The sequence below is a fragment of the Bacillus nitratireducens genome (assembly GCF_001884135.1).
In the GTDB taxonomy this organism is placed as follows: Bacteria; Bacillota; Bacilli; order Bacillales; family Bacillaceae_G; genus Bacillus_A; species Bacillus_A nitratireducens.
In genome coordinates this window covers 1-15612 of record NZ_MAOC01000080.1, presented here as the reverse complement: position 1 = coordinate 15612, position 15612 = coordinate 1, and the positions used below count along the sequence as shown (strand labels likewise).

General features: G+C 34.5%; 14 protein-coding genes and 4 pseudogenes. 16 read left to right on the top strand and 2 right to left on the bottom strand.

What is annotated here, in order from left to right:
• Positions 1–64 precede the first annotated feature (64 nt).
• Positions 65–214: pseudogene (locus tag BAU23_RS29930) on the bottom strand (IS5/IS1182 family transposase); the annotation flags it as partial.
• A gap of 212 nt (positions 215–426) precedes the next feature.
• On the opposite strand from BAU23_RS29930, the gene BAU23_RS21290 reads away from it, so the two are divergent.
• From BAU23_RS21290 to arsC, 11 genes and pseudogenes are all read left to right on the top strand, one after another.
• Positions 427–1800: a sigma-54 interaction domain-containing protein gene (locus BAU23_RS21290; RefSeq protein WP_000967368.1), complete on the top strand. Its 1374-nt coding sequence runs from the start codon at positions 427–429 to the stop codon at positions 1798–1800.
• Between the two features lie 276 nt (positions 1801–2076).
• Positions 2077–3033: an agmatinase gene (speB, locus tag BAU23_RS21285; RefSeq protein WP_000277798.1), complete on the top strand. Its 957-nt coding sequence runs from the start codon at positions 2077–2079 to the stop codon at positions 3031–3033.
• Positions 3034–3056: 23 nt separating this feature from the next.
• Entirely contained in the window at positions 3057–4481 is a 1425-nt protein-coding gene (locus BAU23_RS21280) for a sodium:solute symporter family protein (RefSeq protein WP_001098744.1), read from the top strand.
• Positions 4482–4546: 65 nt separating this feature from the next.
• A complete protein-coding gene (locus tag BAU23_RS21275; protein ID WP_001095744.1) occupies positions 4547–5866 on the top strand; it encodes an aspartate aminotransferase family protein in 1320 nt (439 codons plus the stop codon).
• A 146-nt stretch (positions 5867–6012) separates the two neighbouring features.
• A complete protein-coding gene (locus BAU23_RS21270; protein ID WP_071735116.1) occupies positions 6013–7026 on the top strand; it encodes a phosphotransferase enzyme family protein in 1014 nt (337 codons plus the stop codon).
• Positions 7027–7262: 236 nt separating this feature from the next.
• Positions 7263–7381, top strand: a pseudogene (locus BAU23_RS29925) (amidohydrolase); the annotation flags it as partial.
• A gap of 122 nt (positions 7382–7503) precedes the next feature.
• A pseudogene (locus BAU23_RS21260) lies at positions 7504–8010 on the top strand (MFS transporter); the annotation flags it as partial.
• 117 nt (positions 8011–8127) lie between these two features.
• Positions 8128–8433, top strand: coding sequence for an arsenical resistance operon transcriptional regulator ArsR (gene arsR, locus BAU23_RS21255; protein WP_000046018.1), 306 nt, complete (start codon positions 8128–8130; stop codon positions 8431–8433).
• A gap of 60 nt (positions 8434–8493) precedes the next feature.
• Positions 8494–8931, top strand: a complete 438-nt coding sequence (locus BAU23_RS21250; RefSeq protein ID WP_071735114.1) for an ArsI/CadI family heavy metal resistance metalloenzyme — start codon at positions 8494–8496, stop codon at positions 8929–8931.
• Between the two features lie 18 nt (positions 8932–8949).
• On the top strand, positions 8950–9990 hold the full coding sequence (arsB, locus tag BAU23_RS21245) for an ACR3 family arsenite efflux transporter (protein WP_071735113.1): 1041 nt from the start codon (positions 8950–8952) through the stop codon (positions 9988–9990).
• A 25-nt stretch (positions 9991–10015) separates the two neighbouring features.
• The gene (gene arsC / locus BAU23_RS21240) at positions 10016–10420 is read left to right on the top strand and encodes an arsenate reductase (thioredoxin) (protein WP_000428374.1); all 405 of its coding nucleotides are present in this window, start codon (positions 10016–10018) and stop codon (positions 10418–10420) included.
• Between the two features lie 196 nt (positions 10421–10616).
• Here the strand turns inward: arsC and BAU23_RS21235 are convergent, their stop codons facing one another.
• A complete protein-coding gene (locus BAU23_RS21235) occupies positions 10617–11390 on the bottom strand; it encodes a hypothetical protein (RefSeq protein WP_071735112.1) in 774 nt (257 codons plus the stop codon).
• Positions 11391–11648: 258 nt separating this feature from the next.
• On the opposite strand from BAU23_RS21235, the gene BAU23_RS21230 reads away from it, so the two are divergent.
• The 5 genes and pseudogenes from BAU23_RS21230 to BAU23_RS21210 all read left to right on the top strand — a co-directional run.
• The gene (locus tag BAU23_RS21230) at positions 11649–12632 is read left to right on the top strand and encodes a phosphotransferase enzyme family protein (protein WP_071735111.1); all 984 of its coding nucleotides are present in this window, start codon (positions 11649–11651) and stop codon (positions 12630–12632) included.
• Between the two features lie 51 nt (positions 12633–12683).
• Entirely contained in the window at positions 12684–13283 is a 600-nt protein-coding gene (locus tag BAU23_RS21225) for a DJ-1/PfpI family protein (RefSeq protein WP_000701574.1), read from the top strand.
• Between the two features lie 48 nt (positions 13284–13331).
• Positions 13332–14085: pseudogene (locus BAU23_RS21220) on the top strand (CgeB family protein); the annotation flags it as partial.
• Positions 14086–14260: 175 nt separating this feature from the next.
• On the top strand, positions 14261–15145 hold the full coding sequence (locus BAU23_RS21215; RefSeq protein WP_071735110.1) for an alpha/beta fold hydrolase: 885 nt from the start codon (positions 14261–14263) through the stop codon (positions 15143–15145).
• 243 nt (positions 15146–15388) lie between these two features.
• Positions 15389–15612 (top strand): hypothetical protein (locus tag BAU23_RS21210; protein WP_071735109.1); only part of this gene is annotated, 224 nt, incomplete at its 3' end.

The window sequence follows — 15612 nt, the reverse complement described above, 5'->3', positions numbered from 1 at the left end:
ACAATGCAAAAAGGCGACTTTTCGTTCAAACTTGAACGGAAAGTCGCCTTTTTCTTATACTTTTTTACCTTGTTTCTTTCATTAAGGTCATGATTCGTTTTAAATTAACTGCGAATATGACCATAGCCCATTGTATTTGCATACAAATCAGACCCGAGGAAGATGCCACATCATACCCGTGTCTATGCTTTAGCTCGCTATTTTTCGCCTCGATTTAGCCAATAAGACTCCTTCCTCAAGGAACTTGAAGGGTCACAGCCTAGTGAGTAGGTGGGAGATAAATTGAAAATGGGAGGTTTTTTTGTTGTATCAAGTGCAAGAAAAATAATATGAGAAAACTTATGCTTTACATTTCTATACAAAATCAAATAAAATATTCATTAATAAATAGACTGAATTTTCTTTATTTTGAACGGTGGTGAAAAATTGTTATATACAGAATTTATTTCTGAAACAGAGACGATATTGGAATCTTTAATGGATGATTTAATCGTAACAGATGTAAATGGGACGATTCTAAAAGCGACACAATTTACCGCTGATAGATATGGAATTAAGTATGAAAGTTTAATCGGTGCTTCTATTTATGAATTGGAACGAACAGGTATTATTACTCCGATTGTGACACCGTTAATCATACAAAAAAAAGAGAAAATCACAGTTGTTCAGCTTACAAAGACAGGAAATAAATTGCTAGTAACAGGAGTACCCCTATTGGATGAGGAAGGTGAAGTATATCGAGTTGTAAGCTACTCTTATGATGTTTCGGATTTGATAGAAATTCAGAAATATTTAGATCATATGCAAGAGGAACTGGAACGTGTGAAAGAGGAAGCTCAACTTGCACTGCGTGAAAAAATTACATCAGTAGGCTTAATTGCTGATGATCCTGCTATGTATAAAGCAATGGAGACAATACATCAAGTTGCAGAGGTGGATGTAAATACAGTTCTACTTGGAGAATCAGGAGTAGGAAAAACAGCTATTGCTCGTTATATTCATGATAAAAGTCCAAGAACATATGGACCTTTTATTGAAGTCAATTGTGCTGCTATACCTGAGTCTTTATTTGAGGCTGAATTCTTTGGGTATGAAGCTGGCTCTTTTACAGGGGCGAAAAAAAATGGGAAACCCGGATTTGCAGAACTTGCTCATGGGGGAACTTTGTTTCTTGATGAAGTAGGAGAGCTTTCACTTGAACAACAAGTAAAACTTCTTAAGCTAATTGAAGAAAGACAATTTTATCGAGTTGGTGGAACAAAGCTGAAGAATGCAGATTTTCGTCTTATTGTCGCAACAAATCGCGATTTAGAAGAGCTGGTAGAGAATAAAAAATTTAGACAAGATTTATATTTTCGTTTATACGTTGTACCAATTTTGATTCCTCCATTACGTGAACGACCTCAAGATATTATGAATTTGATTTATTTATTTTTGAATAAATTTTGTACTCAATATAAAAGGGAGAGGGAATTGGATCAGGCGGTCATACAAATTTTATTACAGCAAAAGTGGAAAGGAAATGTAAGAGAATTAATGAATATAATAGAACGGCTCGTGATTACATCACATTCAAAGCTTATTACGATTGAAAATATACCAGATTACTATAAATCTAAGAGTGGTGATGAATTCGTTACAAAATCGTCTCAAACTCTTACAGAAATACTAGAAATGGTAGAGAAGCAAGTATTATTGGATGCTAAGAGAAAATATAAAACGACTGTGAAAATAGCAGAGAATTTAGCGATAAGTCAGCCCTCTGTAGTAAGAAAATTGAAGAAGTATAAGATAAATTGAAGTTATGAATGGTGAGAAGATGGATGAGACATTTTTGTCCATCTTCTTCTTTTTTTCTAAATTGGCATGATATTTGCATTAATAAACAATACAAAGGAGGAGAGAACATTGCCTTATATATAAATACTTATTTTCAATGCTTTAAGATTTAGCACAAGAAAAATAAGTAGGGGATAAATTGATAAGTCAACCTTTATGAGTATGAGGCAAAGAATACCCTAATGTAAGATTTATTTTATTTAAAGTTGTAGAAAAATAAATGGTAGGAGTGAGAAGATGTATAAACCTAAGGATTCTGCTATGTCACCTCGTTTTTGTGGAGTGAAAACGTTTATGAGGCTAGAACAAAAAAATACTACTGAAAATGTAGATTTTGCAGTGCTAGGGATTCCTTTTGATACTGCACAGTCGTATCGTGTGGGAGCGCGTTTAGGACCGAATCATATTCGGAATTTTTCAAGTTTATTACGTCCATATAATCCAGATCAAGCAATTGATATTTTTGATTATTGTTCAGGGGTAGACTATGGAGATTTAGATATTGTACCTGGTAATATTCATCGTACATATGACAACATCGTAGAAGGTTTAACACCTTTATTAGAAAAAAGGATTGTACCTATTATATTAGGCGGGGATCATTCTATTTCATTAGGAAATTTAAGAGCATTCGCAAAGCAATTTGGCCCTATAGCTCTTGTTCATTTTGATTCGCATAGTGATACATGGGATCATTACTATGGAGAAAAATATATGCATGGAACTCCATTTCGACGGGCGGTTGAAGAAGGGCTTATTAATGTCGATCATTCTATTCAAGTAGGAATGCGTGGTCCTTTGTATGGACCAAATGATATAGAGGATGCAAGAGAGTTAGGTTTTGAAGTTATTCCAATGAGAGAAGTGCGGAAAATTGGATATACAGAAGTGTTACGGAGAATTCATGAACGAGTAAAGGATGCAGTAACTTTCGTTTCATTTGATATTGATTTTATAGATCCTGCATACGCACCCGGAACGGGAACGCCTGAAATTGGTGGACCTACAACGATTGAAGCAGTGGAACTTATGCAAGGATTAGATGGATTACATATTGCTGGATTTGACTTAGTCGAAGTGTTACCTGCGTATGATAGTGGAGAAATTACAGCAATTGCAGCATCAAGTATTGCATATGAAATGATTACTCTTGTAGCGATGCAAAAAAGACGTAATTTAGTAAGGTTAACATAGTATGTATTGAAAAGGAGGATGTTATGAATACAGTAGATATATTACTAATGGCTGGTTATTTTATAATTATTATTGGTATTGGTTTGATAGGGGCAAGGAAAGCAAAAACATCTGAAGATTTTATGGTTGCTGGTCGTAGTTTAGGTTTAGTGATGTATCTAGCCTGTTTAGCCGCAGTAATTCTTGGTGGGGCATCTACAATTGGAACTGCAAGATTAGGATATGAATTTGGTATTTCAGGGATATGGCTCGTTGTTATGATTGGAATCGGAATTATTCTATTAGGAATATTTTTAGTGAAAAAAGTATCAAGATTTAAAATAATTACAATCAGTGAACTGTTAGGATTACGTTTTAATTCACAAACAAGAGTGATTACTTCATTGATTACATTTATATATGTAACGATGATTACTGTAACGCAAGTAATTGGAATGGGGACTATATTAAATGTACTACTAGGATGGGATATTAAACTTTGTATGTTATTAGGCGGTAGTGTAGTTGTTATGTATACATTACTGGGGGGCATGTGGTCTGTAACGATGACCGATATATTTCAGTTTATTGTAATGACAATTGGAGTATTTGCAATTATGTTACCTCTTAGTTTAGATAAGGCTGGAGGTTGGTCTGCTCTTCAAGAAAAATTACCACATAGTTATTTTGAAATAGCCAACATTGGTGGAGATAAAATTTTCTCGTACTTTCTCTTATATTGTTTAGGGGTACTAATCGGCCAAGATATATGGCAGCGGATTTTTACTGCTAAGACTGTAGGGATTGCGAAAAAAGGTACAATTGGCGCAGGGGTATACTGTCTTTTATATGCTGTTGCAATCAGTATAATTGGCATGTGCGCTGCTGTAGTTTTTCCAAATTTAAGTGATCCACAAAGTGCGTTTATAACAATGGCCATTACAATTTTACCAGTAGGCTTATTAGGGATTGTCATTGCAAGTGTTGTTTCAGCTCTGATGTCAACTGCATCTGCAACACTATTAGCGTCTTCAACATTAATTGTAAACGACATAATAAAAAGTACTACATCTAAGAATATGAGTGAAAAGGCTGTAATTAGAACTTCAAGAATTTTAACATTAATTATCGGAATATTCGTAATGATTAGCGCTGTCTGGATTCAAGATGTTATTGTAGCGTTAGATGTTGCATATGCAATATTATCTGGATCGGTATTCTTTCCGATAATTTTAGGGCTGTTTTGGAAACGCGTAACAGACAAAGCGGCATTTTACTCTATTATTTTAAGTGCAATTGTCACGATAGTTGGTTTAATTGTACAAGGTCTTTCGGCTACAGATCCAATCTTATATGGGATGGTATGTAGTGTTTTATCAATTTTCATCATTTCGTATTTAACGTCACCAGAATTTGAAAAGTATGAAGAGTGGAAAGAACAGCATACAAATGCAGATGTAGATGCATAAACAGATGAATCAATGATTTTTATATGCAATGGGAAACTGATGCACAATGATAAGGAGGAGTTCAAATGAATACAAATTGGAATCATTTAATTGAAAGAATGCCACAATTACTAGCACCAAGTATGGCAAAAGACCATCCGAATTTACCGGTCGTGAAAGAAGAAGGATGTTACTATTTTGGGTTAGATGGGAGGAAATACCTTGATTTTACATCAGGTATTGCAACGACCAATGTTGGACATCGTCACCCAAAGGTCGTACAAGCAATTAAGGATAGTGCAGAGTGTCTGACTCACGGCCCATCTGGAGTTATCATGTATGAGTCAATTTTATGTCTTGCGGAAGAACTTGGGAAGGTATTGCCTCCTAAGTTAGATTGTTTCTTTTTTGCAAATAGTGGTACAGAAGCGATTGAAGGGGCGATTAAGTTAGCAAAATATGTGACGAAAAGACCATATGTTATTTCTTTTTTAGGGTGTTTCCATGGGCGATCAATGGGGGCATTAAGTGTAACAACTTCCAAAAGTAAATATCGTAAGTTTTTGCAACCTAATGGGCTAACGTATCAAATTCCATATGCAAATATTAAAGGTTGTCCGGAAGGGATTGATCCTGAGGAACACTGTGTTGAAAAACTAGAAAGAGATTTTGAAACTCTGTTTAATCATCAAGTTACACCAGAAGAGGTTGCATGTGTAATTGTAGAGCCTGTGCTAGGCGAAGGGGGATATATTGTTCCACCAGCTGGATGGCTAAAGAAAGTTCGTGAAATTTGTAATCAGCATGGAATTCTATTAATCTTTGATGAAGTACAAACAGGATTTGGTCGTACAGGTGAATGGTTTGCAGCACAAACATTTGGAGTAACACCAGATATTATGGCAATCGCAAAAGGAATTGCATCAGGATTACCTCTTAGTGCAACGGTTGCGTCAAAAGAGTTGATGCAGCAGTGGCCATTAGGAACACATGGTACAACTTTCGGAGGGAATCCAATTGCATGTGCAGCGGCACTGGCAACTCTTGAAGTAATGAAAGAAGAACGGTTGGTTGAAAATGCGAAAGAAATGGGTGCTTACGCAGTTCGGAAATTGTATAACTTAAAACAAAAACATTCTGTTATTGGAAGTATACGAGCTGTTGGGTTAATGATTGGAATTGAAATTATTAGCCCTGAAACAGGTACACCTAATGGTGAGGGATTATTTAAAATATTAGACATCGCATTAAAAAAAGGTGTACTATTTTACTTCTGTGGAAATTCAAGTGAAGTAATTCGAATGATTCCACCGCTTTCTATAAACAAAGATCAGATTGATGATGGATTAGCAATTTTAGATGAGGCACTTACAGAATATGAGGAAGAGTTGAAGGTCTTGGTGTAGAATTAAAAAATAATAGATTTCGTTAGATTGAGGGAGAAAAAAGAGGAGAATGGTATAGTACATTTAAGTAAATGGCATCCATTTGAGTAAATTAGATGTACTTTACAAACCTCTTACCAAAGATTTTTACATGGAAGGAAAATAGTGTGAAACACATAATAAAAGATGTATTAATGAATTATTTTAAAGAAATTCATTCATTAGTACTGGAAGAAGAATTACATAAGGACAGTTGGCATACAGATCTACACTATAAAATCATGGTGAATGGAAATCGGTATTCTGCACGGTTTATGAATAGCAATCGAACAATCAATCCGGCCTTTGGGACGTTATCAAATGAACAATTGAAAGAGCAAGTACGGTTTACGTATTATTTACGAGAGCATGGAATCCCATTTATGCAGATTAAGGAAAATAGGGCGGGAGAGTCATTTACATTTGTCACTTGGAATGAGGAACAGTACCGGTTTGTATTGTCTACTTGGATTGAAGGAGGACATGTTACTCATTGTACAGAAACTATCGCAGAAGCCTTCGGAAAGGAAGCAAGAAAGATACATGATATTTCTAGTACATTTCAAAGCTCGATTTTTCAAAAGAAATCTCATTTAGATGGGTATGGTGAGTTTATAAAGCTATTAGAAAATAAGAGCGGTACATGTAAGAAGTTGCGAGAGTATATAGATCTAGCTAAGTATCATATAGAAAGCGCACATACAAATGATTTAGAGTATATAGTACAAACTGATTTAAATCCTTTAAATGTCCTATGGGACTCCAATCAATGTGTAAAAGGAATTATAGATTTTGAATCGATTGGATATGTGAATCGTATTGAAGGATTAGCCTTTTTAATAAAATGGTACTCTCGAACGAAAGGAATAGAGTCACATGTAGTATGTTCGGAAGTAGCTAGAGTATTTTTGGAAGGGTATAAAGCTAGTAACATTTTAACTTCAAATGATTATGAAAGACTTTCTTCGTTACTATGGTTATCCGTCAGTTTAAATTGGAACTTTGTTAAAAAGACGATGAGTCTATTAGGTGACGAGAGTGCATTAGTAGAACATTTGAGAGTTTATACAATAAGAGGAGAAAATCTATCTGTATTGGTAAGTAAAGAAAGAGCCAACTCTGAACAGCCCCCTGTCAAGTAGACAGGGGAACTAATAAAATACCCTAAGCGGCTTTAGTTCTATATTCCATGGGGATGAGGCCGTTTAGTCGTTTTTGGAATGTCATAATAATAAAACTGAATGTACTCGTATATCGCTTGATTTATTTCCTCAAACGTATCGTATTTATGTAAGTAATATTTCTCGCACTTAATAGTTCCCTAAAAGACTCCATTGGCCCATTATCAATGCATATGGACTATGCCTGTTTTATCTATCCGGAGTTTGATAACCAAGAGTTTTACGCATTAAGCACGTTGAGTTTATTGGTAGGAGTGCTAGTTTCCAACTGCAGCATAATATAGCTGGACATGAAACAGGTTTTCTCGCGCGCGAAGTTTAGATTCCTATATTAATTTGTAAAATAAATTCACTTTATGTTATTATATTTTCCTTGGACTGAAAGTTTATAGAATGTATAGTGAATATTTGACAAGTTAAAATAGGGGATGTATTACGTTGAAATGGTTATCATGGGACCGGAATTTAAAAACTAGATTGATTGGCGAGACTATGTTCAATACATTGTTTTGGATGTATTTTCCGTTTATGGCCATATACTATAGCGATGCTTTTGGCAAAACTATTGGCGGAATTTTAATGGCAATTATACCTCTTGTAGGCATAATCGGTAATTTGTTAGGTGGATATTTAGCTGATCGATTAGGATGCCGCCCTGTCATGCTATTAGGCACAATCATACAAGTAGCAATGTTTGCAGTTTTTTCCTTATCTCATTCGCATTGGATTAATTATTTAGCCTATATCGGTATTGGAATTAGTGGGGCAATATACAGTCCAGCAAGTTCTGCAATGATAGCTGATATAGTACCAGAAAAGGATAGAAGGGTCGTCTTTGCCACTTTTGTTACAGCGAATAATATCGGTGCGGTATCTGGACCGGTGTTAGGTTCATTTTTCTTCTTTCATTATCGAAGTGAATTGTTATGGACTTGTACAATTATGGGAAAGAAAAGAAGGTTATATTAATCAAAAAAAATCGATTAATCAGTTGCATAAAGAACTAAACAGCGTATATACTATAAACATCAAAGAAAGTTGATGAAGGGAGAGTGAACTACAGTGGCACAGGATTTTCAGCTCTATGAGAAAAAATTTAAAGCGTTGGCGGATCAGAAGCGTTTAGAAATTATGTATGAACTTTGCCAGCGCGGCCAGACTTGTGTGTGTGATCTAACAGAGGTTTTCGAAATGACGCAATCTAAGTTGTCCTATCATTTAAAGATTTTATTAGATGCAGGTTTAATTGTAAAAGAAACAAAAGGTACGTGGAGTTATTATGATTTAAATGATGCGGAAGTAAATAATTTATTATCAGAAGAATTGTGTTGTATCTTTAGAAAAACAGGCAAAGGTAGCTGCTGTTAAAATTTTGTACTATTAATCAAAAAAAATTGATTAATAACATATAAAGAGGAGGAATAAGCTATGAGATATGTTCACGTTGGTATAAATGTTACGAATTTAGAGAAGTCTATTGAATTTTACGAAAAGGTATTTGGTGTGTCACCAGTTAAGATGAAAATGGATTATGCAAAATTTTTATTAGAGACGCCAGGACTTAACTTCACGCTGAACGTACGAGATGAAGTGAAGGGAAATCAAGTAAATCATTTCGGTTTCCAAGTGGATACAGCTGAAGAAATTACATTACATAAAGAAAGATTAGAAAAAGAAGGCTTCTTTGCGCGAGATGAGATGGATACGACTTGTTGCTATGCAGTTCAAGATAAGTTTTGGGTAACGGATCCTGATGGGAACGAGTGGGAATTCTTTTATACAAAAGCAGATAGTGATGTTCATAAAATTGAAGATCCATCTTGTTACACGACTTCTAACGTAGTAGAAAAAAATTCTTGTTGTTAATAGGAGATGGAAAATAAAATGAAACATTTATCTTTTCTAGATCGATATTTAACACTATGGATTTTTCTAGCTATGGCTGTTGGGATTGGCTTAGGGTTTGCATTTCCTAGTGTAGTAGACGGACTAAATACATTACAAGTTGGAACAACGTCTATCCCGCTAGCTGTTGGTTTAATTGTTATGATGTATCCACCATTAGCGAAAGTTCGTTACGAGGAAATGGGCCGTGTATTTAAAGATGTAAAAGTATTGGTTTTATCTTTAGTACAAAACTGGATTATCGGACCTGTACTTATGTTTGTTTTAGCAATTATTTTTCTTCCTGATAAGCCAGAATACATGGTCGGGCTCATTATGATTGGTTTAGCACGTTGTATTGCAATGGTAATTGTTTGGAACGACCTTGCTGATGGGGATAAAGAGTATGCGGCAGGTTTAGTAGCTTTTAACTCCGTATTCCAAATGTTATTCTTCTCTGTTTATGCATACGTGTTTGTAACAGTCATTCCAGAATGGTTAGGAATTGAAGGGGCTATTGTCGATATTACAATGGGAGAAGTAGCGAAATCAGTATTTATCTATTTGGGAATTCCTTTTATAGCAGGTATGTTGACACGTTTTGTACTCGTTAAGTTAAAAGGAAGACAGTGGTATGAAAAGGTGTTTATACCGAAGATTAGTCCACTTACATTACTTGCATTACTATTTACAATCATCGTTATGTTCTCTTTAAAAGGGGAAATGATTGTTAGCGTACCATTAGATGTTGTAAGAATAGCGATTCCGTTATTAATCTATTTTATTGTGATGTTTTTTGTTTCTTTCTTTATGGGAAGAAAAATTGGTGCAAACTATTCGGTGACTACAACGTTAGCATTTACAGCAGGTAGTAATAACTTTGAGTTAGCGATTGCTGTAGCAGTTGGTGTGTTTGGTATTCATTCAGGCGCAGCATTTGCAGCTGTTATCGGACCGTTAGTGGAAGTACCTGTAATGATTGCACTTGTAAACGTCGCTTTTTGGTTTAAGCGAAAATATTTTAAAGATCAGCCAGTATAATTTAAAAACAAAGGCGGAAAACAACATGGAAAACAAAAAGACAATTTATTTCTTATGCACAGGAAATTCATGCCGAAGCCAAATGGCAGAAGCGTGGGGCAAACAATATGTAGGTGATAAGTGGAATGTATATTCTGCAGGTATTGAAGCACACGGAGTAAATCCAAATGCTATTAAAGCGATGAGAGAAGTAAATATCGACATAACAAATCAAACATCAGATATAATTGATGCAAACATTTTAAATAACGCTGACTTAGTTGTTACCCTTTGTAGTCATGCGGATTTTGTCTGTCCTTCGACACCTTCGCACGTTAACCGTATTCACTGGGGATTCGATGATCCAGCAGGAAAAGAGTGGTCTGAATTTCAACGTGTTCGCGATGAAATTGGGGAACGTATAAAGCGATTTTCTGAAACAGGGGAGTAAAGTAAAGAGTCAATCTTCTATTTTATAGGGATTGGCTCTTTTTACTATATCGCTCATATAAAGTTAAATTTGGTGTTGTATCTCAAATGCATTTTTTAGACGAGACATACAAAAATATAGTGAAAGAAAGCAGACCTGGCCCGAAACTACTAGATTTGAAATAGTTTTACTTGAGTATTAAAATGAATGGAGTGCTTTAAGTACTTTTTAATGATTCTAAATTTAAAAGAGGTGGAAACCCTGCACGACTCCATAACCATAAAGGAGTATGAATATCAATAGGGGGAATTTCACTACCCATTAGCACATTCTCCCATACTTTTGCTACAGTCTGCCGATTTTCAGCTGTTCCATTTAATACTTCAGATGAACATAGTCCTAACTTTACGGTTGCTTTCAATATATGTGTATCTGGAGCTATTGTAATAAGTTCACGGGATTTCCAGGAAACATTTGAGTAACTTTCTAAGACGTAAAGCCAGTAATTAAAGATTTTTGGTCCAGAAAGATAAGGGAAATCAGATTTTCGTGTGCCTTGCATAATCTTCTTTAAAGAAGAAATATCAAATTGAACAGATTCAATTAGACCTTGTACATTTCCTTTTGGTGAAGATTGCACTATTCCTATTGCTACACGTTTCCAAATCTCTGGATGGCGATTAGGTTGTAATGCTACACGGTGCAAAAGTAAAGTATTCCGTAGAATATCAATCTCACTATTTGCCGCAACGTTCGGACTGAAAATCCATTTTGTTGCTTCATCTTGATACGCTTTTACAACCGCTTCCCATAAAGTATAGGAATTTCTTTGATAATTTAAAGCCATGGCAAGTGTTAAAACATCCATTAATTTATGATCTGGAACAACATGAATTAAAACATCTTCAGGCATTACCTCTCCACCAAGAAATCCTTCAGAGTGCATTTTTAACAGTGATTTTACATTCTTTAATAGAGTTTCTTTTTCCATATCATATCCCCCAAGATTTTATCAATGTGTAAGTCATTACTTAAATTGACTGTTAGTTTAATAGCATTAGCCATTTTGAAATATATAGTTTTTATCCGAGTTTTAAGTTTTTCAATATTAGAGTCTCGTATCTACTATTTCCTATAATTCTATCTCATATTTGTAATATCCTAGTTATGTATAAAGTAAAATGAAATTTGTTATGGGGGAGCATAATAAATCATGTTTACTCTAAATTTCACATGAAAGGAAAAAAGGATGAAACACATAATAAAAGACGTAGTAATAAATTATTTTAAAGAAATCCATACATTAGTAGTTGAAGAAGAATTACATAAGAACAGTTGGCATACAGATTTGCATTATAAAATCATCGTAAATGGAAATCGGTATTCCGCACGGTTTATGAATAGCAATCGAACAATCAATCCAGCTTTTGGGACATTATCAAATGAACAATTGAAAGAGCAAGTACGTTTTACGTATTATTTACGTGAGCATGAAATTCCATTTATGCAGATCAAGGAGAATAGGGCGGGAGAGTCATTTACATTTGTTACTTGGAATGGTGAACAGTACCGGTTTGTATTGTCTACTTGGATTGAAGGGGAACATATTACTCATTGTACAGAAACTATCGCAGAAGCCTTTGGAAAGGAAGCAAGAAAGATACATGATATTTCTAGTACATTTCAAAGCTCGATTTTTCAAAAGAAATCTCATTTAGATGGATATATTGAGTTTATAAAGCTATTAGAAAATAAGAGTAGTACATGCAAGGAATTACAGGAGTATGTAAATTTCGCTAAGTATCACATAGAATGCGCACATACGACTGATTTAGAGTTTATTGTACAAACCGATTTAAATCCTTTAAATATCATATGGAACTCAAATCCATGTGTAAAAGGAATTGTAGATTTTGAATCGATTGGATATATAGATCGTATTGAAGGATTAGCCTTTTTAATAAAATGGTATTCTCGAACAGAAGGAATACAGTCACATGAAGTATGTTCGAAAGTTGCTAGAGCATTTTTAGAAGGGTATAAAGCTAGTAATATTTTAACTTCAAATGATTATAAAAGACTTTCTTCACTATTATGGTTATCCGGTAGTTTGAATTGGAATTTTGTGAAGAAAACGTTAAGTGTGTTAAAGGATGCGAGACGGTTAGAGGAACATTTGAAAGTTTATAAAATAAGAGGAGAAAGACTGTCTTCATTGTTAATTTGTAGATAACATTTCTTCTCCTTTGGGATTTATAAAACAAAGCATATGAGGTGTTCAAAAATGAAAATACAAATTGTATTGTTTGACGGTTTCGGAGAGCTTGTCTCTTTTGCACCTTTTGAAGTACTGAAAAGAGCAATAGAAGAAGGGGCTTCATTTACGTTGGAACTCGTATCAAGTGAACGAAAACAAGAGGTTACTACTTCGTTTGGAGTTACGGTTAAACTACATGATTTTTTACGAATGGATAATCGTCCAGATCTGTTAATTGTACCTGGTGGTGGCTGGAATCATAAAGCTGAAGATGGGGCACGAAAGCAAGCAGAGCTTGGTACTTTGACCAAAATGATTAGAGAGATGCACAATGAAGGAACAATTGTTGCTGGAGTTTGTACAGGAGGTATGTTACTAGCTGCATCCGGTATATTGAATGATAAAAAGGCAACAATGCACCATTTAGCGCAGCATGAAATTAGTGAATATGGAGCAGATCTTCTTCGTTACAGAATAGTAGATCAAGGAAATGTTATTACTGCAAGAGGAGTTACTTCAGGAATTGATTTAGGTCTTTGGATCACGGAAAGGTTTGCAAGTCCCCAAATTGCAGCTGCTGTTGAATATAGAATGGAATACGAGAGGCGAGGTGTTGTTTGGAAGTGATTTAACTTCTTTTTTATCCCTCTTTAACGGGCAGTAAGAATCCCACCTCAATTTCATAGTATAATACCATTCTTAAAAAATGCAGGTTTTACTACTGGACCTTGGCTGACAGATGATCCTTATTATACGGATGTAACACAAAATCTTGTTCCGTATTATGATTATATATTTACGCAAGATTTAAATTGTATCCAGTTTTATAAAGGGATAGGATGTAACAATGTGTTTCATCTTCCGTTAGCAGTAAATCAAGATGTGTTTAAACCTTCTCAGAAAGAAGATAGGTACAGCATTTGAAAATAGAATTAACTTTGTTGATTCTATTTCAGAGTATTTAGCAGAAAAAAACACAAAAATTGTGGGGTTCGGGTGGGAGAAATTAAAGAACTATGAAAGATTAAAGGGTAAAATACAACTTTTTCCACTTGCAAAGTATGAAGATGCGTTACACTATTACGTATCTACTAGAATTAATATAAATTTACACCGTTCATCATATGATCAGGAATTGAATTGTAATGCTGGAAACATCCAAGCATATTCAGTAAATAATAGGACGTTTGAAATTAATGCTGTAGGTTCTTTTCAATTAACTGATATACGCCCAGATGTATCAAAGCATTACATACCAGGTGTTGAAATAGAAACGTTTTACAGTGCACCGGAGTATTATTTGGAACATGTACAAGAAAGAAAACAAATAGCAAAAAATGGGCTGAATAGAACTTTGAAAAATCACACATATGATAAACGTATATTAAAATTATTAAACTATATTAATTTCATTGATGTGACGATGTAGTCTAACCATTAACTGAAATGATAAGCGTTTAGCGCTTTCAAATAGAGTTAACTCTAGTATTCTATAAAATCATTTACGAAAAAGAGATTTGGATAATTTTGCCGAATTTATTCATTTAGAAAAAACGATTTTGCATACAAACTAATTTATATTTGATAATTAGAGGAGATTAAAAATGAATCACTTTTTTGTAGAATTTGGCGAATATGAAGCAAGTGTTTGTGAATGGGGGGATAAAAGAAATCCTCAAATCATTTGTTTTCATGGTTTAGGAAGTACAAAATTAAGTTTTATAGAAATAGCGCAGCTTTTACAGGATAAATATCATATTGTATCGTTTGATCTACCTGGACATGGGAAAACACCAAGTTTTGGGAAGGATGAAGATTACGGTGCATCCCATTTAACAAATTGGGTAGTAGCATTACTTGAGCAGATAGGAAAAGACACATTTCATATAGTAGCACATTCATGGGGAGCAAGCGTTGCGCTTCACTATGCAGCAGAATGTACAGAAAAAGTGAATAAGATGGTTTTGTTAGATGGTGGTTATCATCATGGTAAAATGAATGCAGATTATTTTGCGAAGCTATACAAAGATGCGAAAGAAGGAGAGTGTCCACCGCGATCATTAGAAGAAGAAATCACCCATTACGAGAAAGATTTTGATGAATATACTTTTGACAATAAAGAAGCATTCATCCAATCAGAAGAAATGGTTTACAGCAGGTGGTCACCATTAATAGAACGTGCGGTTTATGACTTAATGCGAGAAGAAGATAATAAAGTGAAATGGCATGCTACTGGCGATACCGCTAGAAGTGTAATTAAGTTTCAATATAAGGTGTATAAAACGTTGAAATCGCATAAAATTAAAAACGATATTTTGTTATTGTATTGTGATCTGCCACATAATTATTTAGAAATAAGAGAATTGCAAATTGCGGAATTTAGGAAGCATATTAATATTACGACTAAGCTTTATACAGATACAGGGCACTTAATGCATTGGGATAGACCGGAAGAGATTGCTGCGGATGTTTTAAATTGGTTCATATAAAGAAGGTCCGTTGTTCGAATTTGAGCAACGGACTTTCTTGATACGTTACCTGAAAAAGAAACTAGTATCTCTAAACTAGAGGAAAGTAAAAAATAAAGAAAAGAGGTTGCCTAAAAGTAACTATTTAGCGACTTTTGGGACAACCTCTTCTTTTGGTTGTGTATTTTCAAGAAAATTTAGAATAAAATAAAAATATATCTGCCTACCTATTATTCACTAATGAAAAGAAAAGAGGCTAGCGAAATGCAATTGAAGTATGGGAAGCACATTAATATATTATCTATTGTTCTAACTTTGTTCTCTTTTTCTGTAATTGTAAGTTTCTCTACCTGGTTGAGTGGATATTCAATTCCCAATCTTTCTACAATGCTTAAGGTAACAATGTTGAGTGCATTTATTCTTGGAATTATAGGGTTTAGACAAGAGAAAAGCGCACTAGCGATTATAATTATGGGAATATGTGCCTT

Excerpts from the sequence above, each read along its gene's own strand:
- speB (WP_000277798.1), top strand. The coding sequence starts at position 2,077 with ATGTATAAACCTAAGGATTCTGCTATGTCACCTCGTTTTTGTGGAGTG.
- BAU23_RS21280 (WP_001098744.1), top strand. The coding sequence starts at position 3,057 with ATGAATACAGTAGATATATTACTAATGGCTGGTTATTTTATAATTATT.
- BAU23_RS21275 (WP_001095744.1), top strand. The coding sequence starts at position 4,547 with ATGAATACAAATTGGAATCATTTAATTGAAAGAATGCCACAATTACTA.
- BAU23_RS21250 (WP_071735114.1), top strand. The coding sequence starts at position 8,494 with ATGAGATATGTTCACGTTGGTATAAATGTTACGAATTTAGAGAAGTCT.
- arsB (WP_071735113.1), top strand. The coding sequence starts at position 8,950 with ATGAAACATTTATCTTTTCTAGATCGATATTTAACACTATGGATTTTT.
- arsC (WP_000428374.1), top strand. The coding sequence starts at position 10,016 with ATGGAAAACAAAAAGACAATTTATTTCTTATGCACAGGAAATTCATGC.
- BAU23_RS21235 (WP_071735112.1), bottom strand. The coding sequence starts at position 11,390 with ATGGAAAAAGAAACTCTATTAAAGAATGTAAAATCACTGTTAAAAATG.
- BAU23_RS21230 (WP_071735111.1), top strand. The coding sequence starts at position 11,649 with ATGAAACACATAATAAAAGACGTAGTAATAAATTATTTTAAAGAAATC.
- BAU23_RS21225 (WP_000701574.1), top strand. The coding sequence starts at position 12,684 with ATGAAAATACAAATTGTATTGTTTGACGGTTTCGGAGAGCTTGTCTCT.
- BAU23_RS21215 (WP_071735110.1), top strand. The coding sequence starts at position 14,261 with ATGAATCACTTTTTTGTAGAATTTGGCGAATATGAAGCAAGTGTTTGT.